This is a genomic window from Pseudobdellovibrionaceae bacterium (assembly GCA_023954155.1).
Lineage (GTDB): Bacteria > Bdellovibrionota > Bdellovibrionia > Bdellovibrionales > UBA1609 > JAMLIO01.
Genome location: JAMLIO010000001.1, coordinates 1 through 22,373, shown reverse-complemented (window position 1 = coordinate 22,373; position 22,373 = coordinate 1). Strand labels below are relative to the sequence as shown.

Below are 22,373 nucleotides of genomic sequence, written 5' to 3'. Positions count from 1 at the left end.
GTCATTTGAGGTGATCATGGCAAAGAAATAAGGCCACTTTAGTGTAATTTTGTACGGAGACAATTTCGGACCTTTGTATGGGAATTAAAGGGGCCGAGACATCATGCCAAGTTTTTTCTGCAAGAGTTAAGCCGTTTTGTTTTTACTTCTTTTCAAAAACTTATGGCTATATACCCGTTTATTTGCTTTTAAGAAAATCCTGTAAAACTCCTTTTATAATATTTTTACGCCCCCTGATTATTGCTGATTTTTTACGCACATTTGGATAACAATGGCCCATTCAAAAGACCAAATTAACAGGAGATCAAAGTATGAAGAGCTATGCCAAGAAGGTGTATGTGTTTATGTGTGCGAGCGCAATACTCGTAGGCGGAGTCAATGTGGCTCAGGCTATGAGTGTAGAAGAATACAACGAGCAGTTACCCGTGTGGGGTGTGAGTTGGACGGGTGGAAACGGAGCCCTGAATGGGTATTATCCTAGTTTTTACACGGGTTTTATCCCCAGAGTGCAAGAGCCCAACCGCATACACATTCGTGTTTCAAGAGGAAACCAAACACGTGTGAGTCTGATTTTAGATGAGCAGACCGTTTATGATTATCTTTATGATCTTAAAACTCGTAAAGACTTTTACAATAAACTTGTCGCTGACAAGTATATTGATGTTAGCCCCAGTAAAGCGGTGGTCTTTCCTCACTTAGAAAATTTTAATGCCGTGTTAAACTCTGGTGTTTTAAATGCAGTCGAAGACTTTGATGCCAGAAAAATCACAAAAGAACAGTTATATGCTGAGAGTTTAAAAGCTTTAAAGCAACTTAACTCCGCACGTACGTTTGATGTACGTATCGATCTTGCTCGTGAGTTCTTAAAATGGAGAGACGAAAACGTTTCTACTGTGAACTCTGGTATTGCTAAATCTAGCACTCAAGAAGCAATGGTTTTAGTGAATAAGATGTTAATGGGAAGAATCAATCTTACTAGAAAATTAAACAATGCCGAATTGTCTCAACTTTCTAATCTTATTGATCAGGCTACTGTGCTTAGCGATGAAGGTTTTGTAAAAGCCACCTACGCACTTTTTGAATCTGTAACAGATGGTAAATATGACATCCGTACTCTTGCTGACAATGGTCAACTTGTCGATGCTAAGAGTTGTAACAGTTTAAATGACTGTTCATTATCGTATGTTGAGGTGACTACCATTTACCCTACAGGTTCTCTTGAGGGGACAACTTCTGATAAGTACAAGCATAAAATCAATCAATTTGCGACGGCAGGTTTGGCCAACTTCACAGATGGTGGTTCTAGAAGTGCAGTAGATAACATTCGTAGCGAACCCTATTATGGTTTTGCACCTAAAATGGATTACGAAGGAGTTGGTAACGGTTTCCATAACCCAGCAGTGCGTTTATGGCCTAACTCATCACAAAAGAAAGCTTTAAATATACCTGGTTCACATGCTGCTTTCTGGTCTGTTAAAAGAGGTGGAGTATCCCATGGTTGCTTAAGACTTCCTATTGGACATGTTTGGGAACTTCGTCAAAGTATGCCTGTTGAAAACGATAAGATGAAAAAAGTCTTTTGGTTTGGTAACAGTTCTGCGGATTTCGACATTTATGATCTTACGGGTGAAGGAAACCCAGTGGCTGTGGGTGTAACTTATTACATCACTTACTCTCTTAAAGGCTCTTCAGGATTAGACAAAAGAGAAGGACAAGGTTTAGAGGCCAGTGTGGATCTTATTGATTATTACTCCAAACTATTTGGTAAAAATGTTTTTGATAAGAGTGGTTTGCGTATCATCAATCCTTCCATTTCAATTCAAACTGTAGAGGATTATTTTACAGAAAGATCTCGTGGACGCGTGAAAACAAGCTACACTGTTGAAGGCAGTTTTCCACTGTACGAACAGAACTACGAAAAAGATAAGATTCAGATGTTTACATCTAACAAAATCAAAGGGTTCAACTCTGGCTTAAATGGTGGAGGCTCTAGATCCTTAAGCAAAAGATTTGTAAGACTGATTGGCAGAACAAAAGGTTGTGCTCCATTTTCAAATCAAGAAGCCTGCGGTGGAAAAGCTTTTGAAAGCGAAAAGCAACAAATTTTAGCGGAGATCAGATAAGATGAGAGCATTAAATAGTTTATTTATGGTCTTATGTTTGTCGGCGTTCAGTGTTCCCACGTACGCCGCCGATATCGCCTCTTACTTTCAAGCTCTTGAAAAAGAATCTAAAGGTCCTTTTGGCCCAAACATGATGCAAATGAGATCAAAAAGAATCTCATATAACCAATGGGCCAGTTCAGGTGGTGGATTTATTTTTCAATCGGCTTTCAGAAATAAAGTGGCGCAAGACTTACTTCGTGAGCATGGGATTTATACTGGAAACCTGTTTGCAACAAATTACTATGAGTTAAGAGCAGAAGCCTTGCTTGGTGATGCGAACGCTGCCAACTTAAGTTCAGATCAAGGGGTAGAGGCGTTGGTTTCTGTCGCCCAAGGGAATCCACAGGTTTTTGCCAGAGCCAAACAAATGGTTCAGAACTGGAACCTAGAAAAGCTTTATATTGCTAAAAACCCATCTTCAAAACTTGCAAGAAGTTTTGCTTTAAGAGGTGTTGCGGGTGCAGAATTTGAAATTCAATATGCCCAAGAGTTTGTAGACTTTTTTATTTCAGTAGCACCATCAGAAATAGATTTTTTGCTTTTAGCAAGACTGGTAAACTCCAGCTCATTAGTAGAGTCTAACAACTTCACAAGAATTCGCGACAAGGCCACTTCTCTATATGAGACTTATGGTCCTGGTGGTTCAAAGAGTCACACCGTGAGTTCACAACAAGTCAAACAAATCAAATTCATCAGAGACAGTATTCATAATCAATTGACTCCTGAAATCGTAGGTTTGATTGATAACTACTTAAAACAAAAATCCAATCCAGAACTTGTAGAGATCAAAAATTTGATTCTAAGTTACTTCTCGCGTGGAGTTGCGGACATCAACTATGTGGCTAAAAAAGCCAAGATCACACCTGTGGCCCTAGCACGTATTGATAAGAAGAGCCCTGCTTTAGAGGATTTGGTGGCGTATTCACAAGAACTACTTACTGTAAGAAATGCTTTACCTACGGATGCTGTGAAATTGGGTGAGAAGTATTTAGGCTACGCATATACACTGACCGCCTCTGCATTCTTATTTCAAAAAGTAAGAGCCTATATTGATCAAAACGCGATTAACAGCACAAACATTGGTGACCTTACGGTTCTTATTCAAAATATTCTTTATATGGAAGGAATGTTAGCAAGCTCATCCATTGTATCCGCTTCAGAGGTTCCTTCTGACTTTGATGACTATGAAGTTTTATATGACGACATGTTATCTGAAATCATGGGCAACATTAAAGCAGCCTATGACCCTTACGTAGAGAAATGGAAACAAGTCGATTCACACATGGATGGCATGTTAGACGACACACTCAGATCTTCAGCCATCAGTTTGTTCAATCATATTTTAGATAAAATGGATTAAAATTATATTTTCTAAGGAGAGAAAAAAAATGAAAAAATTGTTTGTAGCACTATTAGTTTTAAGCTTTACGGGCTCTGCCTATGCAGAAGTCATAAGCGGTGGAAAGCGCGACATCTTTAATGAAGGCGAGCGTTGTGGTTATTTGACTCTTGTCACTTCAGAATCTTCTAATGAGTTTAAGGCTCTTAACCTTAGCTCTGTGCCTGTGTTCACCTTCTTCCCAGCAGAACTTTCTACAGTTTCTGGTGTGATCACATTGGTGAAACAGCCTAGAAGTTCTCATATTGCTATTAAAGCCAAGGATTGGGGCATTCCTAATGCCGATATTTCTGGCGCAGACTGTGTTGCAAACAGTGGTGGTGATCTTGAAGCCGCTTTAGAAGTGTGTTTCCCCACTATTCAAAACGGAGATTTTGTTTTTATTAAAGTGTTAAGAGAGAGCCGTGAGCTTGTTCTTGAGAAAACTACTCCTAGCGATGCAAGATGTTCTGCTGAAGTGGCCGCTTTAGAAAAAGTAGAGATCGTGGCAGACTTGTCATTTAACAAGATTGTTGATCATGCTGACATTGGCTGGAAAGATCACGATAAAGTAGGATCAAAAGCCGCCAACTATGCTGAACTTTTAAAAGCTATGGGTAGCGATGTGGTTCGTCCTGGTTTTGCTATTCCTTTTTATTACTACAATCAATTTTTAGATCAAAATCCTAAAATCAAAGATGCTATCAGTGCGATCTTAACAGACAAGAGATTAAACACGGCAGAAGAAGCTCTTTATAGAAATGAAAAATTAGAAGAGCTACAAGCTATGATCATGTCACCTGAGTTTCCAATGGATGTTAAATCTTTAGAATTGATTTTGGCTAAAGCTGAAACCTTTCGTAATACAAAAGGGAATTTAAGAAACTTAAAGTTTAGAAGCTCTACCAACGCCGAAGATCTTCCAAATTTCAGTGGTGCAGGTCTTTACACTTCAAAAAGTTACAAGCCTTACAATAAAAAAGGCAAAGAAAGAAGCAAAGAAGATAAGTTAGTTGAACTTGAAGAAGCGATCAAAACCGTCTGGGCTTCTATCTGGAACAGAAGAGCTTATGATGAAAGACAGCTTTATGGTATTGATCATTCCGAAGTGTATATGGGCATTCAGGTCAACCCTTCTTTTAATGATGAGTTAGCAAGTGGTGTTGTGGTTACAAAAAACATTGCTGATGAAAAAGGGGACTTAGCAGGTGTGTATATCGAAGCCCAAAGAGGCGACGAACACAGTGTTGAAAACCCAGCAGAAGGTGTGCTTCCAGAAAGAAGAGCCGTAGTTCCAAATAAAGCAGGTCAACCTGAAATCGTGAGAATGGGGAACTCTACAGTAGATGTAGATACAATCACCATCCTTTCACAAGAAAGCGATATTCCTGTTCTTACAGACGCTCACATCATGGACATCTACAACTTAAGCTTAAAAGCAGAAACCTACTTTAAACCTTTGTTGGGTAAAGATAATGACTTATTTGCTTTAGATATCGAGTTTAAAGTAGATAAGAATGATAATGATGAGTACGTGGTTTTATTTAAACAAGCTCGTCCTTACATCATTAAATAAGAAATTGTATTTAACAAACCAGCATGATTTTTAGACTCATGTTGGTTTTAAAAACAAAAGGCACTCCTAAAAGGGTGCCTTTATTTTTTTGCGTTATTGAATAAAAAGGTATTGCGGTTTCCATGAGCGGAAACCCGTGTTTAATCTAAAAGAACTTCAGATAGAGGAACGGCTTGGAAGTGTGAAGGCCAAGAGCCGTTTTCGACAAACGCTTGTTTTTGAGTGTCGTAGTAACGGATCACCCCATTGGCTTCTTTGACCTCAATGATATACTGTTCAACAATGGGTTGCTGTTGTGGTGGCGGTGGTGCCTTCTCGACAGCAAAAGGAGAGTACCAAATCACAGCGGCACCAATAGCAGCTCCCATAGTGATTCTGTGTATTCTTGACCAAGTGTAGGCTAGAAAATTTTGGAGCTTCATTTTTTTGATATACCAGCTGAGCTGTTTAGATGTGTGAATGCGTTGAAGTATTTCTGGATCACGTGGGTTTTTAGGTGACTTTGAAAAGTTCACGAAAAAGTCATTAAAGAAGTCAATATATGCCTTAAGTTCATCGGCTGTGATTTTAGGTTTGATAGTGATAGGAACACCCTCAATCATAAGGCCAGCAAGCTCTTTATCTGAAAAGTCTCTGAAGGATCGTAAGACATCTTTAATATCACTGTCCTTAAGATCGACTTTGCGACCTGCGTGGTCGACGATTTGAATTTTGTCAGCATAGGCTTCGCGTTTGGCATTAGTAGTGACTACAGTCTTATATTCCACCACCATACGATAAGTTTGAGTTTGATATTCAAAGGGGATGGCGATCTTAACTTGCCCGTGCTCCACAATGCCTTTTCTGTTCTGAGGTTCAGGGAAAAAACTGGCTCCACGAATCAACCATAGAAGCGCACCACGTTCTTCGATGATGCTGTTTGAGTTCTCTTCAAAAATAGTAGAGATTTTTTTGGCACTCAAAGAGTATTTTCCTTGGTTTAATGTGCCAAAGTGTTCGCGAATAAGTGTGGAGTAAAGTGCCGTGTAAGTTTTGCTATATTGGAGTTTCTCAGAAATCGGAGATTTAAGTTCTGCAAACACATAGTCTCTAGGTAAGATTTCCAAAGGCTTTTCGCTGAGATACTTCTCTAAATTACAACATAAAATTTTAGGATTGCCTGCAAAGACGCGAACCTTTTCATCTAAAGTGAATTGGTATTCGTTGCCTTCTTTATCCAGTGCCGAATAGGACTTTCTGTTGTAAGCAATGACTTTATCTGTCTCTAATAATCTGGGAGCTTGTGATTGCAAAAGTTCTAAGGCTTCAAGCATATATTTGACATGCTCAGGTTTATTAAAGTTTTGTTGTGTGGCTGGATTTTTAAGTTCCCCAATGTCTGAGATCAGCTTTTGCAAGGCTTCGGGGCTTTCAAATTTACCTCTGGCAAGTTGTAGTAATTGAACAAGTTGGGAGTCTGAAATATAAATCCGTGGTTTAAACACGCCGTTTTCAACAACAATAGCTTTTCCTGTATTATCAAATCGACCAATGTTGGATAGCTTAAGTTCTAGAGCAGAAATATTGGGAAATACGGACTGTAGATTTTGTCCATTTGGATCATGTGAGTAGTATTTGCGGATACGAAGTTTACCTACAATAGGTTGTAAACCTTCGTTGGCAAATTGAAAGGTCTTACCATACGCAGTCACTGTTAAAAACTGTTTTCCTGGAGGAGGTACATCACGCAGTTGCCAAGTCAGTGATAAGTCTTTACCTGTTTCATTTAAAAAAGTAGCTGCATTCTTATTTGTAATGATGGCTTTTTCTTCTACACGGAACTCTGTTAAATTATCGCGAGACCCACGTTCGTTTAAAAGGCTCAATTGACTTAGAAGTCTCTGGCTGAGATCAGGTTTAATATGAAACTTATCTACGAAACCCGTAAAAGAGGCCTCTTCAGATCGAGACTCTGTTCTAGAGATAGAGATGTTACCTGTGATGTTAATGCCGCTCTTATTATCAACAAGGTATTTCAAGCATTGTCGAGAAGCGTAGCTTGGCCCTATAGCTACAAACTGTGTAGCCCAGATAAGGACAAATAATTTATATATATTTAGAATACGCTTACTTACCATAATTTTGCTCTGAAGAGATTAAAAGCAAGAAGGGTGCCCACCTGTAGCTGTGGTCAGTGGGCAGCATATTCGAAAAGAGAGGAATAATCAGGGGTTTACAGAGGTTCTCAAGGCCACCTTTGAGCGTTTTGCGGCCTTTGGTTTAAGCTAGGAATGACAAAATTTGTCTGTGAGTTTGAGTTATTTACCCGCTCCGCCGCCTTGGGGAATGAATTCTTCATGGCACTCATCCCATTTGGTTTCGGCAGTAGTGACTACGATTTGTGAGAGGACCTTTCCATCTGATCCATGACGATGACAGACGTGGGCGGGGATGTAAACACGTCCTGATTTGCCAATTTTTTTAGATAGCAATTGTCCACCTGAGTTGTACCACTCAATCTCTCCAGTACCGTCAGTTGTGATTAAGTATTTAGGTCCTTTATTGCGGTGCCATTTGGTTTTAGCTTTCTTTGTAAATTTAACTTCAGTCACTCGCAGTTCATTGTCATCAATAGGCCAGTCAATAGATTCTGTGGCCTTTTGGGCGGGAGCATCGAATTCTTCACCTTCTCTGGGCGTACCAAATTTAAAACCATCTTCTACAACCACTTGGGCGAAACTGTGTTGAGAGAATAATGTCGCAAGCATCAAAACAGGAATCAAAAATTTCATATGTCCCTCCCTGACTCGATAAGTGTGGGTTTACATTCAATACCCTTTATCGGAAGTCTTTAACGTATTGTAAACCCTCGACTTTTGTTTGGTCAACGTGACGATGACTGAGCTTTAGTAGAGTCTAGTTCGGGTGCGTATGTGTTCAGATACAAAAAAGAGATAGAATGTAGACTTAGAGGGAACAGAGATGGTGTCACAACTGCCACAACTTAAAGAGATCAAATTTGTCGCAACCAGAAGTCGAGGCCCTGGTGGTCAAAATGTGAACAAGGTCAGCTCTGCGGCGCAACTGACATGGCATGTGGAAAGCTCCGAGTCTTTCACTGAAGAACAAAAGATAAGAATTCTTGAAAAGCTAGACTCTTATATCAATCAAAAAGGAGAGTTGTACTTAAGGAGCGATGAATTTCGAGACCTTGAGAGAAACAAATCACGCTGTTTAGAGAAGTTGCAATTTTTGATTGCAAAAGCTTTGCATAAACCCAAGGCCCGCAAAAAAACAAAACCGACTAAATCGAGTCAGATCAAACGGGTAGAGAGTAAAAAACAAAGAGGTGAAATTAAGAAGGCAAGGCAGAAGGTCAAACTTTAAGACTGTTCTGAAGGTGGGGTTTTCTTGCTCACAATCTTGCCATCTTGATTAAAGTAGTACCGTTTGTCTTCCCAGATCTTTTGTTTGGTTGAAGTGGAGCGGTCACTGAACTTTCCAAAACGTCTTTTGAAAGAAAAAGCGTCAGCACTGATGATCTTACGTCCATGTAAGTACACGCTGAATTGATCTTTAGCATAACCATGATCTAAAACCGTAAGACTTTTAATGTCGGCTCCTTGTACGGGAACATTATTGTAATACAAAGAGTTTGCGTCGACTCCATAACGTGAAGAATCTAAAGAGCGATAAGTATCAGGGTCCACCTTATCTAAGAGCAGTCCATATAAGTACACCGCTTTTCTATGATTGGGGTACTTTTGCATGACATAGGTGATATTGGCATCATCAGAGTCGATCAGGCTTTGGCCGCTTCTATAAAAATAGTGTCGTGAATCTTGTGCCAAGTGGATACAGCCTATGCCCTCTTTGCAGTAGTTTCTTAAAATTTCAAAAGTCTTAAAATCTACATTCTTATACTCTTGAAACTGTCCCTCAAAAATATAGTACAGTGAATCTTGATATTTTCCCCATACTTTTTCAATCACGAGAAACTCTTTCACATTGGGTTTGATAGCTTGTCCTTTGTAAGTGAACTCAAGGGGTTCTCCGTATTTAAGAAAACGTTTCCCATCGGTGGCGATCAGTGGAGTAAGAATCTTAAAGTTTTGAGGCGTGGCATCTTTGACCAAAGTCAGTTTGCAACCATGCACATAATACACCTGCTTGTTGGCACTAAAATAAGTTCCAATTTCTTTTTCTGAGCTTAGAATTTGAACGGGGCCCAGAGATTTTTTTAATGGATGAGAGTGTTCACAGACCATAAAGTGTGAATCTGTAGTGGCAATCACATTAAAGACATCAGAAATGTCTTGCCCTGTTTTTTTATAAACCAGAAGAAAATTTTCAGGAGTGACTTTTGGTACGGCTACAAGCTCGGCCCGCTTTAAAGAACCATTATAAGGCTCTCTGACCTTTAAAAAATACATTTGACCATCACCGACGTAGTAATGATCTGAGAGTATTTTAAAGTCTTGAAATGTTTGAACGGAATATCCCAATGGGTTGGTGTGATCTAACAGGATGACAGTTTTTCCATCAGTTCCGACTAGATCATAGGTGGCCTTAAAGTTTTCAGCAGAAACATCGGGAATGCTTTTTCCTTTGAAATAAATATGCTCTTGATCTTTTGCAAAGTATTCGCTGGGATGCAAAACACTAAAGCTTGCAAGGTGAGCAGTGGTTTCTGTATTTTCAAAAAAGACTTTGCCATTCTTGGCGTAGTAAAAGTCGGCTGGAGCTGGACTAAAGGCGTAGGATCCATTTGGTATTATAGAAAAAATAAAAAGGGCAAAAAATAGATACTTCATAACTACTCAATGCTAAATCTTAGAGTAGACTGCTCTTAAAGTCTAACCTAAATTTTTAAGATACGGGAAGTTTTGTGACAGCAGGAGCTAAAGAGGAGAAAACCATGAGCAATTATAAAATTTTACATAATCCTAAATGTAGTAAAAGCCGTGAAGCTTTAAAAATGCTAGAAGAGGCTCAAGTGAAGTTTGAAGTCGTAGAGTATTTAAAGACGCCTTTAACCGAAAAAGAATTGCTGACCCTAATGGATCAACTTCAGCAAGACGAACCCAAAGACCTAGTTCGTCTAAAAGAGGACAAATACAAAGAACTCAAGTTTGATCTTTCAAACGCCTCAGTTATCGCCAAAAACTTAGCCAAGCATCCAAACCTTCTAGAGCGTCCCATAGTCATCCACCACAACAAAGCCATCATCGGCCGCCCCCTCGAAAAGATCAAAGAACTGTTGTAAGAAAACTAACGGTCCGTTTTTCGTGGTTGCGATGAGTTAAGATGATGGAATAGTGGAATCTGTAGATTTACTTGGATATGCTTTTTGTATAGTAAAGAGATCCAATAGATTAGCAAATTAAGGAACATCCATGTCCAAACTATTCAAACAACTTCAAGAGTGGAAGGAAAAGGGTCTGATCAGTGAGGATCAGCTCTTAGGTATTAAGAACTATGAAGACGGGAAACCGAAAGCGTCGTGGGTTCTCACTTCTGTGCTTGTCTTAGGTGCTCTTTGTATCGGACTTGGGATCATTTCTGTTATTGCGGCCAATTGGGCAGAGATCCCTGATACAGTAAAGTTGGTATTTAACTTCTTGCTTTTAAGTGCTTTTGGGTATGGCGTGTACTTCTTCTACACCAAAGATAAACCTGCTTATTTTGAATCGGCCTTGTTTATCTTTGCCATTCACTGTTTAGCGACCATTGGTCTGACGTCTCAAATTTATCATTTAAAAGGAGAGATATTTCAAGGACTAGGCTTATGGACTCTGATCACCATCCCGACGGTGAGATATGCAAGAACCATTTTTTTGCCAGTGGTTTGGTCCCTTGGACTTTTGGTTACACTTATAGATCTTTTCACAAACGCCAAAGGTTGGGGGTTAGACTATACATTTACGTTTGTGACCATCACTTTAATTTTTGTTTCACTGGTCGAAGGGGCAAAGTATCTCAAGCTTCCCGTGTGGGCAAAAGCTCATACTGCGGGTTTGATGTTTTCATCTCTTCTTAGTGTGTTTTCGCTTGAGTCTTATGGCTCTTACCGTCTACATAGTAATGATCATTGGCCACTATTATTAGTCGCGGCTTTGGCGTTGTATGGTCTCATTTATAAGTCGACTTATAACGGCTTGATTCAAAAGCGACTCAAATATTTTCTTTTACTCACTTACCTTTTAATGTTTTTGTTTCATATGTCTAATTCAGTAGTTCTTGCCAAAGATGTCACAGCGTACACGTTGGAGCCCGTAGCTACTTGGGTGTCTATGGTGACGGCCCTTTTTACCTTGTTGATGCTTGTTCTGCTTGGCTTATATTTTATTTCTTTGAAATACACCAGAGCGTTTAATTGTGTGGTCGCCTTGATAGGCATCAGAATCTTTATCCTTTACGTTCAGGCATTAGGGGGTTTGGCAACTACGGGCTTGGGATTGATCTCATCAGGGATTGTGGTTCTCTTACTGGCTTATTTATGGACCAAACAAAGTTCAAAATTTACAACACGCGTTCAAGGATGGCTTTTAAATGAATAATTCAAAATATTTAATTGTGGGAATCCTTTTTCCAATTCTAGTTTTATTAGGGATGGTGATTAAACATCATTTGAATATTGAAAGCGGTGGTAAGGTCACGTTGAAAATTTTGGGATATGATCCTCGGGATCTTCTATCGGGACATTATATTACTTATCGTGTGGACTATGAAATTGATCCTGCTCATATTTGTCGTATGTGGAATACGAATGAGAGTGCATTTATATGTCTTTCTGGAAACAGAAAATTCACAACTAACTCCAAGGAACTCAAGGGCTGTGATCTGTATCTTAAAGGGATTTGTAAACATGGAAGATTTGAAGCGGGTATAGAAAGGTTTTATATTCCAGAAAATTTAGCCAAAGACCTAGATATGGCTGTCCGCGATGGCCAGGGAAAGATCAATGTCACCATACAAAAAAATGGAACAGGCATGGTGACAGACCTGCTTATTGAAGACCTTCCTTTTAAAGAATGGGTTCGCAAGAAACGAGACCATAAAGAGTCCGCTCCTCAAGATCAAGAGTAAGTGCAAAGTCAGTATTTTTTTGGAAACATCAAAAATAACCACGATTTTTGAAAGGTGGTTATTTTTAACGTCACTGAATGAGGTGTAGCCTTGGTTTGGCGGGGTAAACCCTTTCCTTTCGCTCTTTAAACACCGTGCTTTGATAGTGTATCTCATCAGGAGTAGGATACTTGGATGGTACAAAAACTTTGGATTTGTGTCTTTTTAATATTTTCCTCTGTGCCATCTTTGGCAAAAAACAGTGCCGCTACGACAGATGAGATCTGTGAAGTTTTGTCTACATATTACGTAGAGACTTTTAAAAAACACCAAGAATTGGCTCAAGAAATTCAAAGCGGTCCTCATTGGTCGTTGGAAGATTTAAATCGTAAAGTCGAACTTCTAGACTTATTGGGTAAATATCTATTTGATACCGCTAGGCAGTTAGAAAAGTATAGCTGCGATATTGATCTGGAATTAGAATAAAATCCATGCACCACAAAGTTTATCAGAATGCTTTTGAGTTTTGGGACGAGGCCAGTTCTTTTCTAAAGCGGTGCGAAGCGGAGAACAGTCTGAGCGTAGGGCTTTCATATCATTTTAAAGATGACCCTACAAACTGTGTATATCAAAGTGCAATGATTGTGGGACAAGAGTGTGTGGGAACGTTGGTCGTAAGCCAATATCTTACAAATTATAATTTCCTCCCTTCGTCCGTATCTGATTTGAAGGTAGCACAGACTTTATTTGATGAATTTTGCAAAAGCGGAATTCGCATCAGCGGAATTGTAGCAGAGCGAAAAACGGCAGATGTTTATCGCCTTATGTTTGAAACCCAAGGCGTAAAATTTAAGTGCAGTATGAAACAGGGAATTTATTCTTGCAGTAAAGTCGAAGTGCCTGTAGGTTTCACACCGTCACCGTCACCGTCACCGTCACCGTCACCGTCACCGTCACCGTCACCGTCACCGTCACCGTCACCGTCACCGTCACCGTCACCGTCACCGTCACCGTCACCGCATACGCTAGGTGTTTGGCAGCAGACTCAATTTCGTGTGGCTACAGAAAAAGACATCCCTATTCTTGCGACATGGATTGAGGACTTCCATCAGGAGGTAGTTCCTCATGATCCGCCTATTGATGGACATGAAGTGGCTCAAGCTAGAATTTCTAAAGGCATGATTTATGTTTTAGAAAAGGGTCAAGAGCTTGTTTCAATGGCATCTAAAGGCCGAGACATTGAAACCTCATGCAGTGTAAATTTGGTTTTTACTCCCAAGGCCTTCAGAGGCCAAGGGTATGGTTCTATAGTGACAGCTCGGTTGACGGAACTTGTGCTTGCTGAAGGGAAAAAGCAAGTCTGTCTTTACACTGATCTTTCTAACCCCACCTCCAATAAGATTTACCAAAATATAGGTTACAAGTTTGTATGTGAGTCTTGCCACTACACGGTTGAAGCGTAGGGATAGATTAAAGGGCTGTTAGCTTTTAGGTGCAAAAGCCGCAAACACCTCTTCGCCTGTCATATTCTTAGTAGGGTTTGCAAATTCATAATAGTCAGGTTTGCTATCAATAAAGATTTGTGTTTCAAACTTGAGTTCGGGTTCGTTAAACAGTTCAGCAGAAACAGAATAAAAGCTGTGGTCTTTCAATCTAAAAAACAAAATTGTTCCACAGCTTTTGCAAAAAGCGCGTTCACCCCAGTCTGAGGAATTGTAAACACTTAAGAACTCTTCACCTTGCACATTGACGCTAGAACCGCAGTCCACGGCTAAAAAAGGACCACCAGTCCATTTTCTGCATGTAGCACAATGGCACGCTCCCAGAGAGGTGTTCATTTGTTTGGCTTTAAGAGTGATCTTTCCACATAGGCATGTGCCTGTAGCTTCTTTTGTCATAACGTCTCCTTTAAATTTTTTTTTTAAACAATAGATTTAATTATAGTAGACAAAAGGTTTGATGAATAGAGAGTTCTTGGTGATGCTCTGCTGCGGACTGAAATAAAAGGACCTATCTAAAAATTAGATTATTTTTTGATATATTATTTACAGCCTCTATTTCACGAACCAGAGTTAAATTTAAATCTATAAGGGATATTAGTATTTTATCTGTGAGATATAGGGACAGAATTTGTCTATAAGAAAATCTTAATCCTAGAACAAAAAAATACGATTTTTAAAAAATAACGATATCTCCTATACTGTGTTTGACTTTCTCAAGTCAGAGAGGAGGTGGTGCCCATGTTAATATATGATAAACGTGGCACCCTTCTAGGAACGGAAGGGTGCAATTAACACACTGGCGGCTTTAAAGGGGCCGCCTTTTTTTATTTTGTAAGGGTAAGGTTTTTAATTCAGATAACTTTGCAGTCTTAATTTTAAAAGTGGACTCAGTCCCGTTGTAGCCCACTTTATGGTGTTGTCCTTTTGAATGACTAAAATGGTGGGTGTGCCTTGGACTTGGTACATTGAGCTTAAGCTCTGATCTTCATCCCATACTATGGGGAAACTGTAATTTCTTTTTGCTTGGGCCTCTAAAATGGGTTTGAGGTGGTCATCCACAGCCACCGCGATAACTTTATTTTGTGGAATTTTATTTTCTTCAATCATAGATTGAATGCGCCCCAGTTCGATATCACAGGGTTTACACCACGTGGCCCAAAATACGAGTGCGTAGGGAGGAGTTATCTCTAAGGGTTCGTTGTGAATGCTTACGAGATTTACAATCTTTGCAGCCTCTTGACCTTGCAGTAAGAAATTCTTCCATGCACGAGGAATGATGATAAAAACGATCACCAGAAGGGCGATAACAAAAAGTAGGTTGTCAATACTGAAGATTTTTTTGTTTTTAAAGTTCATAATGTTTAAAACTATTGTGGGTTAATTTTGTGTTTTGGGTAAGACTTTAGGGATAAAAACAGAGTATATGCCACGAAAATCCCCTTCCTTATAATCATAGGCTTTGTCTTTTGGGTACTTGGTTTTAATAAAATCAGGTCGCATGTCTTTAGAGCCATGACAGTGCAGGCAAGCAGAGGTGACGTTGATTCTATGATAAACAAAAGTTCCCTCGGTAGTGGTCACAACCTTGTGTTTAAGTGTGTTCTGATTTTGAAATTCGGCGATGATCTTTTCTTCAGTGGCATTGGGGGAATGTAAAGGATTGCGGTTTTTGTCGGAGACCTGTTTAGACGTAAACCCCTGGGAGTCTGACCACCTTTTGTATTCCATTCCAACGGGCATACATGTGGTTTTAAAAGTGTCTGGAGTAATGGGCGCATTAGCGTCAATAGATGCCGCCAGCCCTTCTCTTAAGGCATTTAAAGAGCTTAATTTTTCGATCACAGGTGCTGTGAGGTTGTGAGTGCTTGCGCTGTCTTTGCTACAGCCTAGAGAAGTGACAAAAATTAAAAAGCTAGAAACAAAAAAGATGTAAAATTTAAATCTCATAGCTTTCAGATTAACCGAAAGTCATTTATAATGAAACACCTAAATGAGTGGAGTAACCAAGGAGTGGACGTGGAAGTTTTGCATGTGACTACATTTAAAGAAAAAATTTTTGATTATGAAACAAATAAAGAATGGAACTACACAGGCGAGCGTCCAGTGATTATTGATTTTTATGCCGACTGGTGTGGTCCATGCAGAATGCAAATGCCCATCCTTGAGGACATGGCAGAAAAATATAAAGGACTTGTGGATGTGTACAAAGTAGATACAGAAGCTAGCCCAGAGCTTGCCGCCATTTTCGAGATTCGCAGTATCCCTAGTATTTTATTCATTCCCCTAAAGGGTGAGCCCGCCATGAACACAGGCTTAATCCAAGAGGAAGGCTTTGAACAGGCCATAGCAGACTTGTTTGAGATTCCTGCTCCTCAGTAAAAGAGGTCTGTGATTGGGTGGTGTGTTGCTTTAGGTAATAGTAGTTACCCTCGTGCCACATTTAGACGTAGGTGGTAGGGTTTTTGCGTTAAATCGGATTCTACAATAGAAAGTTTATCGGTTGCCAGTGATAGCTACTCTTTGTCCCCCGTGATCATCACCATCCAAGTGCGGCGTTTATGTTTGTAGGCATCAAAAAACACACCTATTAAATGGATCAGCACAAGAACTAAGATGACATTGGCGATGGTGCCATGGATCTGCTCTAGAGTGGTGTTTCCCCAAAACCGATCAAGGCCCATCATAAAACCTGTAAGGCCTAACCCAAAAATTGCAAGCCAAATCAAACCATAGATGTAAATGGCGTTGGGGTTGTAGTGGGTTGCGGTTCTTTTTTTAGAAAGCGCAAGCCTAAGAACGACAAGTGCCACGCACAGGTATCCTATATACTTATGAGGCGGATCGCCCGCCTCAAGCACATAAGCATTAAGCAAAATGGTCAGAGCCACGCCCCAATGTAGAGCTCGAAAAAGGGGAGCTAATCTTGCCGCTGACATCACTGAGATTTTTGTTTTACGATAGAGCCATCAATGGGGTTAAAATAGATTTCCACTTTGTTTTGCTCTTTATCCCAACCATAAATCTCGTAGCAGTTGCCTTTAGTCACTTTGAATTCATTGATTCTGTAACCTTGCTCTACGAGGTTTTGCTGAAAAGCCTCTTGATCTTGCCAAGTGCTTTGGTCTTCGTCTGTGCAGTGAGTGTGCCCATGTTTTTTGGTGCACGATGTGGCTGCGAATAAAACCATAGCTAAGATGGCCAGTTGTGTTTTCATTTTTGACTCCTTTGTTTACAAACCTTCAATTAAAAATTTAAATGCTAAGAGTAATAAAATTCCCGAACCAATAAGACTAAAAATGGGACCTAAACTATCGGATGTGGTCTTTGAGATTTTCATTCCCACGAGGGTCAGGACAAAGACACAGATTCCCACACACAGTATAAAAGGCGTTAGGGATTTTTCTTGCACCCCTAAAGTGACCCCCACCACAAACGAGTCCAAGCTGGTTGCAAAAGACACGATAAGAATTTTAAAAAAGTTATGAAACTTTTTGGGTTTGCTCGCGCTATTGTCCTGGCGTAATTCTTTGATCGCCTCAAAAGCCATGTGAACTGCAACAACTGCAAGTAAGGCAAAGGACAGCCAGTGATCAATAAAATCAAATTGCGTGACAATGCTGGCTCCAGCAAGGGCGCCTAAAAGTAGAACTAAAACTTCAGCTCCACTAGAAGCAAAAGCGAATTTTAAAGTGTCACTGAGTTTATGGGGACGAGTTCCCATAGCTAAGGCCGCAGAAAAGGAGTCTGTGCTTAGGACCAAGCTAAATGTGACAACTTCAATAAAATCTATCATGTGCTCTCACTGCATGTTTTATGTGCCGTGAGGTCTGTGGTGGTACGAGACTACACGGCAATGTAAAATTACCTGTGCTAGTCTCGTCAACAAGAAGGGTTCTTGTGGAGGTACCGGGGATTATTGTCCCATTATGTCGATACACCCTTTGCGCGGAGGCAACTGACTACTCCCTAACTGTCTCTAACAGTAATGAGATGGGGCGTACTTTGTCAACAAGGTTTAAAATACAGACTAAAATCCTCTGATGAAAGTGGCTCACTCGTTTTTGGAACAACCCTACGTCGTGTGAACCACTAAGTTTTAGAAGAATATGGATTTACTGTTGCAGACAGAAATCCATTAAGCGCAAACTTCCGCTCCTTTTTTAAATCCAGGGCGACTCCACAGGGTTTCCATCCATGCGTTGATGTGTTCAAACTTACTCAGTTCTAAAATTTCATCCGCGTTATAAAACTTGGAAAGACAAGCAATCCAAGGTGCCAGAGCCATGTCAGCAATCGTGAGTTCGTCGCCAGCAATGAATTTGTTTTTTTCTAATTGGGTGTCAATGACTTGCAAAAGTCTTTGGCTTTCATTTTTGTATCGCTCTAAAGGGTAGGGGTGATCGCACTTGTCTTTGGCGTACTTAAAGAAGTGTCCAAATTGGCCAAACATAGGGCCTGCTCCGCCCATTTGAAAGAACAGCCATTGTAAAGTCTTTGAGCGCTCTGCGGGGTCTTTAGGTAAAAACTTTCCTGACTTTTCGGCGAGGTAAACAAGAATCGCCCCTGACTCAAAAATATTAAGAGGTTTGCCATTGTCGCCTTCTGGATCCACAAGGGCGGGGATTTTAGAGTTCGGGTTGATGGCAATAAAATCGGGTTTAAATTGGTCGCCCTTTAGGATGTCAATGCGATGGGCTTCGTAGTCAAGGCCCATTTCTTCCAGGGCGATAGAGACTTTTTGGCCGTTGGGTGTGGCCAGGGAATAAAGTTGGAGTTTTGCAGACATGAGTCCTCCTGGGTTTAGGGTCTTAACGCGAATTCATGTTTATAGGGGTGGATTTAACAGCCTGAAACTGAGCTTCGCAGTGCTTGGGTGAGATTAGCACAAGTTGAGGATGATGGCTTGTGGTAGCTTTTGGGGGAGGGGTGTGTTATTTTGCGATTTGGTGAATGTCCTTAGTTTTTTAAATTGGGGGCGTAATGGCTTCGACGTGGGTGCTGAAGCTTAAGGAGCATACCGGGGCGCATGAGGACCTCGTAAAAACGTGCATTTTGTAATTGGCAACGATTACGCATTAGCAGCTTAATATAAGCCGCTCGTCAACTTACACTTTGGTTTCGTGTGTAAACTTGGCGCAACTTTAGAGACCTCGACCTTTGCGGCTTCTCTGGACGTACAGGTTTAAACTTTTCAGAGAAGGGCTAAATAAAGGGTGTTTGTGCCCGTTATCTAGCCGTCATAAACCACAAACTAAGTATGTAGCTTTGCCTTAATGTGGACCGCTTGCGGACGGGGGTTCGACTCCCCCCGCCTCCACCAATCCGACCAATAAGCAACTTCTGAACGAGGGATGCCAGCCAGAAAAGGGTTGGCGATTTGAATGAACTCTTGCCAAAAGTAACTTAGATTTTTATTGCCAAGTCCAAAATCAGGTCTATGATGCCCCTGTAATTTAATAGGGGGACCTATGAATAAAAACACCGACACACTCGAAGCGCTAGCCGAAAAAAGAAAGATCCAACTTTACGACCCCTTTGCAGAATTTTTAGCTGCTGATGAAACTCTTTACAGGTACGAAAGATCACTGCTGGACTGCTACAGGCTCGCGGGACACGCCTGTCATGCCAGTACAGGAGCGTTCTTAACCGTAGAGGCTGCGATCCTAGAATTGTTCCCAGAAGATCATATATGTCACAGAGGGGATGTTGTGGTTGAATTTGGCTCTGAACTAGAAAGAGCAGCAGGCCCTAAATCACAAATCATAAGCTATATTACGGGGGCATGGGGTGACCTTGGGTTTCCTGGGCTAGGAGGAAATTTTGTAAGAAGGGACCTACTAAGCTTTGGACACAAAGATTTGGCCCCAAGTCTGATTCGTTTTAAAAGACAAAGCACAGGCCAAGAGGTCGTTATTGATTACAATCCCAAAGAAATCCTAGAAAACTTAAACCATGGCTTAGACTTTCCTCTAAGCTGGCGAGCTGAAATCTGTGCGATTTTAAACAATTCTGCAAAAGCTCTTAGGGTTTGCGTATCTGGTTCTTGACCTCAGCAACTACAAGCAATAAACAAACCCTAACGTAAATAGAAAGCTTATAACTAGGAGGCTTTTATGAGATTACTCATTGCATTTTTAACCATAACTTTAGCAAGCCCCGTTTTCGCAAAAAACGTAACTCGTTGTGGGTGGATTTGGAACCCAACGCCTGCAAACTACTGGATTGATGATGCTGATGGACAATGGATTATCAGCGTGCAAGGTGGATATCAAGCCAAGGGCGATATTGAAGCGTACCCGACAGATGAGCAAATGGTACGAACAAACGGTAATTATGGGTACTGGTGTGGATGTATTACGGGATCATTTGATGTAAAGAGGCAACTAGTAAAAGAGATTGTTTCAAGTTCAGTAAAAAACTTAAAAGTTTGTCTGGAAGACCCCAATCTTTAAAACTAAGTAAATAAATACTTTAAGTGTTCTTATAAGCCCAATGCATCTACATTGGGTTTTTTTATAGCAAGAGAGAGTATAACAACAATAAAAGCCCATCTCCAGAACATGAAAACTTAGAATCACGAGCGCTTTTGGGATTCACCCCTCTTTTTCACCAAAAAAAAGGAAGAATCAGTTTTTGTTTGTTATTAGGACTCTGGTGACAAAATATGTCTCTTTCCTGAGGCGGGTGCGTATGTTTTTCCAACCTTATGGCACAGGCGTTGCTTTAAAGAGGACCTATAAGTCGTATTTTATTTCTTAATTCGTCGGCCTAGATTTTGGGGGATTAAGAGAGATAAATTTAAATAAGGAGTCTTTATGAAGGCCATGGTTTTAACATTCATCACTGTGTTTTCAGCTTTAAACTGTTTTGCACAAAGCCCAGAGGATTTGGTACTAGTTGCTGCAGAAAGGTTTGAAAAAGTGGATTCACATCCAGCAGAAGTCATCATTAAAGGTGGCCAGGTGACAAAGAGTAACTGTGATGAATACACAGCAAATAATCAAGATGGGATTACGTATACTTTAAAGCAAGAGAAAAACGGTTACGTGTGTCAACTGCAGTACAGCGGCTAGATCCATGAGGAGAGCTCTTAATCTTACTGGAATAAACATGGTTCCACCACCAGAGATAAGTTTTGGTGCATGTATGGTCGAAAGATTTGAGTTTAAGGTTGTGCCTCATGTATTTGCTTATAAGCTACATAACTTTGCTTATTTTAAAACAACAATCAAAAAGACCCTTGAAGCTCATAAAATGAAAGCGGATGATGTTAAGCTTGTAGTTTCTGCTCAAGAAGTTGAAGACTATAGAAATTGGCTTCAAAGTTATTCTTCCCCTGAGTTTTCTGAAAACAATATAAAAGAAATGATAAGAAACACCAATTCTTTAAAATACACTCTTGAAGACATGGTGATCGTTGTTGAAGAATAAAGTAAAATATTATGCATAAATAAAAAAACCCAGAATAGACATTCTGGGTTTTTTATTAAAAGCTAGACTTTATTGTTGTGTTATAAAATCTTAAGTCCATCAATGGACTAGAACTACTTATGGAACCTCAGGCAATTTTGTAGAACATGTGATGTTGACTGAGTAATCGTCATTAAAATAATTTAAATTCACATAAAATCCACCTGTTTCAAAGTTTCCAAGCATATTAAGCCAAAACTCGTCGTGTTGTGATGTGTGTTTAAAACAAGTCTCAAGAGGGGAGCAGTGGTCATGTGCAACAAAAGGTATTGAATTTAGTGTAAAGCTGCTGGGCCTATCATCACTGTAAATCAAGCTTCCTGAAAAACCAAACTCAGTATCATCAGGTGTAATTTCAACTCGAATATTGGCGGAATAAGTACTTGGCCCACCGCCAGTACCAGCGTTAGTGCAATTATGGATACTTTGATATACTATTGTACCGCTAGGGTCCCCGTCGTCGCCACCATCTCCGCCATCACCACCGTCGTCTTCTATACCATCGGTCTCAGCAATAACATCCACTGTATCAGAATCAACGAGTTGATCTGAAGAATCGTAAGTTTCAACGCTGATACTGATTTCACCACTTAAGTCGCCAGCTGGAAGAGTAAATACAAAGTAGAGTACACCGCTGATCTCTTCGGTGCGCCCCACAGTGATTGCGCGACCAGAAGGACCTGATGTTCCAGTAATATTAAGTGTTTCTTCTGTATCTTCATTGATATAAACGCCAGAAATCGTTCCGTCTTCAGCCTCATTCCACTGGAGTCTGAAGTTACTTGTGATAGTGGCTATCCCATGAGCGTCAGGAGAACTTATACGGTATTTATAACTGATGCCATCCTTGCTTCTGCCATTGCTGCTACCAAAGCATCCCCCTAAAAGCAATAATGAGGATAACGCTATCAAAAACTTCTTCATATTATATCTCCCTGTTTCATAAATGGTAAATTGCTCAGATTCATAGATTCATAAATAATATAGAGCTTATGTTATAAAACAAAACTAAAATATCAAAGTAACTTGGGCACGAGATAAGACTAGTTTTGAGAAAAGATTTTTGAATTTTGTATAAGTAAAAAAATTAACTTCGCTTCCCAAGAAGTCATATGGAGGACTAAAGTCGCGTTTACACTAAAATCAAAAGCTTTTGCGTGAGTAAAGACCTCTTATTGACAGACACTCATACCCTCTGATGAGATTAAGATATACAAGCAGGGGGGGGGGAATAT

The 22,373-nt window shown here is 40.2% G+C and carries 25 protein-coding genes and 1 other RNA gene; 15 read left to right on the top strand and 11 right to left on the bottom strand.

Annotation, left to right across the window (positions count from 1 at the left end):
* Positions 1 to 311: 311 nt before the first annotated feature.
* From M9899_00130 to M9899_00120, 3 genes are read left to right on the top strand one after another with little or no spacing between them, the layout of a single operon-like run.
* Positions 312 to 2,123: a hypothetical protein gene (locus tag M9899_00130; protein ID MCO5112559.1), complete on the top strand. Its 1,812-nt coding sequence runs from the start codon at positions 312 to 314 to the stop codon at positions 2,121 to 2,123.
* Position 2,124: 1 nt separating this feature from the next.
* A complete protein-coding gene (locus M9899_00125) occupies positions 2,125 to 3,525 on the top strand; it encodes a hypothetical protein (GenBank protein ID MCO5112558.1) in 1,401 nt (466 codons plus the stop codon).
* A gap of 28 nt (positions 3,526 to 3,553) precedes the next feature.
* Positions 3,554 to 5,119, top strand: a complete 1,566-nt coding sequence (locus M9899_00120; protein ID MCO5112557.1) for a PEP/pyruvate-binding domain-containing protein — start codon at positions 3,554 to 3,556, stop codon at positions 5,117 to 5,119.
* 140 nt (positions 5,120 to 5,259) lie between these two features.
* Here M9899_00120 and M9899_00115 read toward each other — a convergent pair whose 3' ends face one another.
* Both M9899_00115 and M9899_00110 read right to left on the bottom strand, forming a co-directional pair.
* Positions 5,260 to 7,137 carry a hypothetical protein gene (locus M9899_00115; GenBank protein ID MCO5112556.1) on the bottom strand — a complete coding sequence of 626 codons (1,878 nt, stop codon included), beginning with the start codon at positions 7,135 to 7,137 and terminating at the stop codon, positions 5,260 to 5,262.
* Positions 7,138 to 7,416: 279 nt separating this feature from the next.
* Positions 7,417 to 7,890, bottom strand: a complete 474-nt coding sequence (locus M9899_00110) for a hypothetical protein (protein ID MCO5112555.1) — start codon at positions 7,888 to 7,890, stop codon at positions 7,417 to 7,419.
* A 190-nt stretch (positions 7,891 to 8,080) separates the two neighbouring features.
* On the opposite strand from M9899_00110, the gene arfB reads away from it, so the two are divergent.
* Positions 8,081 to 8,485 carry an aminoacyl-tRNA hydrolase gene (gene arfB / locus M9899_00105; GenBank protein ID MCO5112554.1) on the top strand — a complete coding sequence of 135 codons (405 nt, stop codon included), beginning with the start codon at positions 8,081 to 8,083 and terminating at the stop codon, positions 8,483 to 8,485.
* Here arfB and M9899_00100 read toward each other — a convergent pair.
* Entirely contained in the window at positions 8,482 to 9,912 is a 1,431-nt protein-coding gene (locus M9899_00100) for a DKNYY domain-containing protein (protein MCO5112553.1), read from the bottom strand. The two genes, arfB and M9899_00100, sit on opposite strands and share 4 nt — an antisense overlap.
* A gap of 104 nt (positions 9,913 to 10,016) precedes the next feature.
* Here M9899_00100 and arsC point away from each other — a divergent pair, with 104 nt between their 5' ends.
* The 5 genes from arsC (at position 10,017) to M9899_00075 (ending at position 13,629) form a co-directional block, all read left to right on the top strand.
* Positions 10,017 to 10,364: an arsenate reductase (glutaredoxin) gene (gene arsC / locus M9899_00095; GenBank protein ID MCO5112552.1), complete on the top strand. Its 348-nt coding sequence runs from the start codon at positions 10,017 to 10,019 to the stop codon at positions 10,362 to 10,364.
* Between the two features lie 130 nt (positions 10,365 to 10,494).
* Entirely contained in the window at positions 10,495 to 11,658 is a 1,164-nt protein-coding gene (locus M9899_00090; GenBank protein MCO5112551.1) for a DUF2157 domain-containing protein, read from the top strand.
* Complete coding sequence (locus M9899_00085; protein ID MCO5112550.1) at positions 11,651 to 12,187, top strand: GDYXXLXY domain-containing protein; 537 nt, start codon at positions 11,651 to 11,653, stop codon at positions 12,185 to 12,187. The genes M9899_00090 and M9899_00085 overlap by 8 nt, the downstream gene beginning before the upstream one ends.
* A gap of 174 nt (positions 12,188 to 12,361) precedes the next feature.
* Positions 12,362 to 12,652 (top strand): hypothetical protein, encoded by a 291-nt coding sequence (locus tag M9899_00080; GenBank protein MCO5112549.1) that lies wholly within the window; start codon positions 12,362 to 12,364, stop codon positions 12,650 to 12,652.
* Positions 12,653 to 12,657: 5 nt separating this feature from the next.
* Entirely contained in the window at positions 12,658 to 13,629 is a 972-nt protein-coding gene (locus tag M9899_00075; protein MCO5112548.1) for a hypothetical protein, read from the top strand.
* Between the two features lie 18 nt (positions 13,630 to 13,647).
* On the opposite strand, the gene M9899_00070 is transcribed toward M9899_00075, so the two are convergent.
* The 3 genes from M9899_00070 to M9899_00060 form a co-directional block, all read right to left on the bottom strand.
* Positions 13,648 to 14,064 carry a GFA family protein gene (locus M9899_00070; protein MCO5112547.1) on the bottom strand — a complete coding sequence of 139 codons (417 nt, stop codon included), beginning with the start codon at positions 14,062 to 14,064 and terminating at the stop codon, positions 13,648 to 13,650.
* A gap of 450 nt (positions 14,065 to 14,514) precedes the next feature.
* Positions 14,515 to 15,024: a TlpA family protein disulfide reductase gene (locus M9899_00065; GenBank protein ID MCO5112546.1), complete on the bottom strand. Its 510-nt coding sequence runs from the start codon at positions 15,022 to 15,024 to the stop codon at positions 14,515 to 14,517.
* A 21-nt stretch (positions 15,025 to 15,045) separates the two neighbouring features.
* Positions 15,046 to 15,615 (bottom strand): DUF3365 domain-containing protein, encoded by a 570-nt coding sequence (locus M9899_00060; protein MCO5112545.1) that lies wholly within the window; start codon positions 15,613 to 15,615, stop codon positions 15,046 to 15,048.
* A gap of 30 nt (positions 15,616 to 15,645) precedes the next feature.
* On the opposite strand from M9899_00060, the gene M9899_00055 reads away from it, so the two are divergent.
* Positions 15,646 to 16,047 (top strand): thioredoxin domain-containing protein, encoded by a 402-nt coding sequence (locus M9899_00055; GenBank protein ID MCO5112544.1) that lies wholly within the window; start codon positions 15,646 to 15,648, stop codon positions 16,045 to 16,047.
* Positions 16,048 to 16,181: 134 nt separating this feature from the next.
* On the opposite strand, the gene M9899_00050 is transcribed toward M9899_00055, so the two are convergent.
* From M9899_00050 to M9899_00035, 4 genes are all read right to left on the bottom strand, one after another.
* The gene (locus tag M9899_00050) at positions 16,182 to 16,556 is read right to left on the bottom strand and encodes a cytochrome b/b6 domain-containing protein (GenBank protein ID MCO5112543.1); all 375 of its coding nucleotides are present in this window, start codon (positions 16,554 to 16,556) and stop codon (positions 16,182 to 16,184) included.
* Between the two features lie 47 nt (positions 16,557 to 16,603).
* Positions 16,604 to 16,882 (bottom strand): PepSY domain-containing protein, encoded by a 279-nt coding sequence (locus M9899_00045; protein MCO5112542.1) that lies wholly within the window; start codon positions 16,880 to 16,882, stop codon positions 16,604 to 16,606.
* 15 nt (positions 16,883 to 16,897) lie between these two features.
* Positions 16,898 to 17,461, bottom strand: coding sequence for a manganese efflux pump MntP family protein (locus tag M9899_00040; protein ID MCO5112541.1), 564 nt, complete (start codon positions 17,459 to 17,461; stop codon positions 16,898 to 16,900).
* A gap of 342 nt (positions 17,462 to 17,803) precedes the next feature.
* On the bottom strand, positions 17,804 to 18,454 hold the full coding sequence (locus tag M9899_00035) for a glutathione binding-like protein (protein MCO5112540.1): 651 nt from the start codon (positions 18,452 to 18,454) through the stop codon (positions 17,804 to 17,806).
* 185 nt (positions 18,455 to 18,639) lie between these two features.
* On the opposite strand from M9899_00035, the gene ssrA reads away from it, so the two are divergent.
* The 5 genes from ssrA to M9899_00010 all read left to right on the top strand — a co-directional run bounded on the left by ssrA (position 18,640) and on the right by M9899_00010 (position 21,099).
* Positions 18,640 to 18,988, top strand: a transfer-messenger RNA (tmRNA) gene (gene ssrA, locus M9899_00030).
* Positions 18,989 to 19,136: 148 nt separating this feature from the next.
* On the top strand, positions 19,137 to 19,715 hold the full coding sequence (locus tag M9899_00025) for a hypothetical protein (GenBank protein ID MCO5112539.1): 579 nt from the start codon (positions 19,137 to 19,139) through the stop codon (positions 19,713 to 19,715).
* A 66-nt stretch (positions 19,716 to 19,781) separates the two neighbouring features.
* Positions 19,782 to 20,120: a DUF4087 domain-containing protein gene (locus tag M9899_00020; GenBank protein MCO5112538.1), complete on the top strand. Its 339-nt coding sequence runs from the start codon at positions 19,782 to 19,784 to the stop codon at positions 20,118 to 20,120.
* A 363-nt stretch (positions 20,121 to 20,483) separates the two neighbouring features.
* A complete protein-coding gene (locus tag M9899_00015) occupies positions 20,484 to 20,741 on the top strand; it encodes a hypothetical protein (protein ID MCO5112537.1) in 258 nt (85 codons plus the stop codon).
* 73 nt (positions 20,742 to 20,814) lie between these two features.
* A complete protein-coding gene (locus M9899_00010; protein ID MCO5112536.1) occupies positions 20,815 to 21,099 on the top strand; it encodes a hypothetical protein in 285 nt (94 codons plus the stop codon).
* A 117-nt stretch (positions 21,100 to 21,216) separates the two neighbouring features.
* Here M9899_00010 and M9899_00005 read toward each other — a convergent pair whose 3' ends face one another.
* Positions 21,217 to 22,062 carry a hypothetical protein gene (locus M9899_00005; protein ID MCO5112535.1) on the bottom strand — a complete coding sequence of 282 codons (846 nt, stop codon included), beginning with the start codon at positions 22,060 to 22,062 and terminating at the stop codon, positions 21,217 to 21,219.
* Between the last annotated feature and the right edge of the window lie 311 nt (positions 22,063 to 22,373).

What these genes read in the sequence shown, in the direction of transcription:
- M9899_00100 (MCO5112553.1), bottom strand. Translation starts at nt 9,912, where the DNA reads ATGAAGTATCTATTTTTTGCCCTTTTTATTTTTTCTATAATACCAAAT.
- M9899_00130 (MCO5112559.1), top strand. Translation starts at nt 312, where the DNA reads ATGAAGAGCTATGCCAAGAAGGTGTATGTGTTTATGTGTGCGAGCGCA.
- M9899_00080 (MCO5112549.1), top strand. Translation starts at nt 12,362, where the DNA reads ATGGTACAAAAACTTTGGATTTGTGTCTTTTTAATATTTTCCTCTGTG.
- M9899_00025 (MCO5112539.1), top strand. Translation starts at nt 19,137, where the DNA reads ATGAATAAAAACACCGACACACTCGAAGCGCTAGCCGAAAAAAGAAAG.
- M9899_00075 (MCO5112548.1), top strand. Translation starts at nt 12,658, where the DNA reads ATGCACCACAAAGTTTATCAGAATGCTTTTGAGTTTTGGGACGAGGCC.
- arfB (MCO5112554.1), top strand. Translation starts at nt 8,081, where the DNA reads ATGGTGTCACAACTGCCACAACTTAAAGAGATCAAATTTGTCGCAACC.
- M9899_00120 (MCO5112557.1), top strand. Translation starts at nt 3,554, where the DNA reads ATGAAAAAATTGTTTGTAGCACTATTAGTTTTAAGCTTTACGGGCTCT.
- M9899_00015 (MCO5112537.1), top strand. Translation starts at nt 20,484, where the DNA reads ATGAAGGCCATGGTTTTAACATTCATCACTGTGTTTTCAGCTTTAAAC.
- M9899_00060 (MCO5112545.1), bottom strand. Translation starts at nt 15,615, where the DNA reads ATGAGATTTAAATTTTACATCTTTTTTGTTTCTAGCTTTTTAATTTTT.
- M9899_00125 (MCO5112558.1), top strand. Translation starts at nt 2,125, where the DNA reads ATGAGAGCATTAAATAGTTTATTTATGGTCTTATGTTTGTCGGCGTTC.
- M9899_00035 (MCO5112540.1), bottom strand. Translation starts at nt 18,454, where the DNA reads ATGTCTGCAAAACTCCAACTTTATTCCCTGGCCACACCCAACGGCCAA.
- M9899_00020 (MCO5112538.1), top strand. Translation starts at nt 19,782, where the DNA reads ATGAGATTACTCATTGCATTTTTAACCATAACTTTAGCAAGCCCCGTT.
- M9899_00005 (MCO5112535.1), bottom strand. Translation starts at nt 22,062, where the DNA reads ATGAAGAAGTTTTTGATAGCGTTATCCTCATTATTGCTTTTAGGGGGA.
- M9899_00040 (MCO5112541.1), bottom strand. Translation starts at nt 17,461, where the DNA reads ATGATAGATTTTATTGAAGTTGTCACATTTAGCTTGGTCCTAAGCACA.
- M9899_00085 (MCO5112550.1), top strand. Translation starts at nt 11,651, where the DNA reads ATGAATAATTCAAAATATTTAATTGTGGGAATCCTTTTTCCAATTCTA.
- M9899_00045 (MCO5112542.1), bottom strand. Translation starts at nt 16,882, where the DNA reads ATGAAAACACAACTGGCCATCTTAGCTATGGTTTTATTCGCAGCCACA.
- M9899_00070 (MCO5112547.1), bottom strand. Translation starts at nt 14,064, where the DNA reads ATGACAAAAGAAGCTACAGGCACATGCCTATGTGGAAAGATCACTCTT.
- M9899_00010 (MCO5112536.1), top strand. Translation starts at nt 20,815, where the DNA reads ATGGTCGAAAGATTTGAGTTTAAGGTTGTGCCTCATGTATTTGCTTAT.
- M9899_00055 (MCO5112544.1), top strand. Translation starts at nt 15,646, where the DNA reads ATGAAACACCTAAATGAGTGGAGTAACCAAGGAGTGGACGTGGAAGTT.
- M9899_00090 (MCO5112551.1), top strand. Translation starts at nt 10,495, where the DNA reads ATGTCCAAACTATTCAAACAACTTCAAGAGTGGAAGGAAAAGGGTCTG.
- M9899_00065 (MCO5112546.1), bottom strand. Translation starts at nt 15,024, where the DNA reads ATGAACTTTAAAAACAAAAAAATCTTCAGTATTGACAACCTACTTTTT.
- arsC (MCO5112552.1), top strand. Translation starts at nt 10,017, where the DNA reads ATGAGCAATTATAAAATTTTACATAATCCTAAATGTAGTAAAAGCCGT.
- M9899_00110 (MCO5112555.1), bottom strand. Translation starts at nt 7,890, where the DNA reads ATGAAATTTTTGATTCCTGTTTTGATGCTTGCGACATTATTCTCTCAA.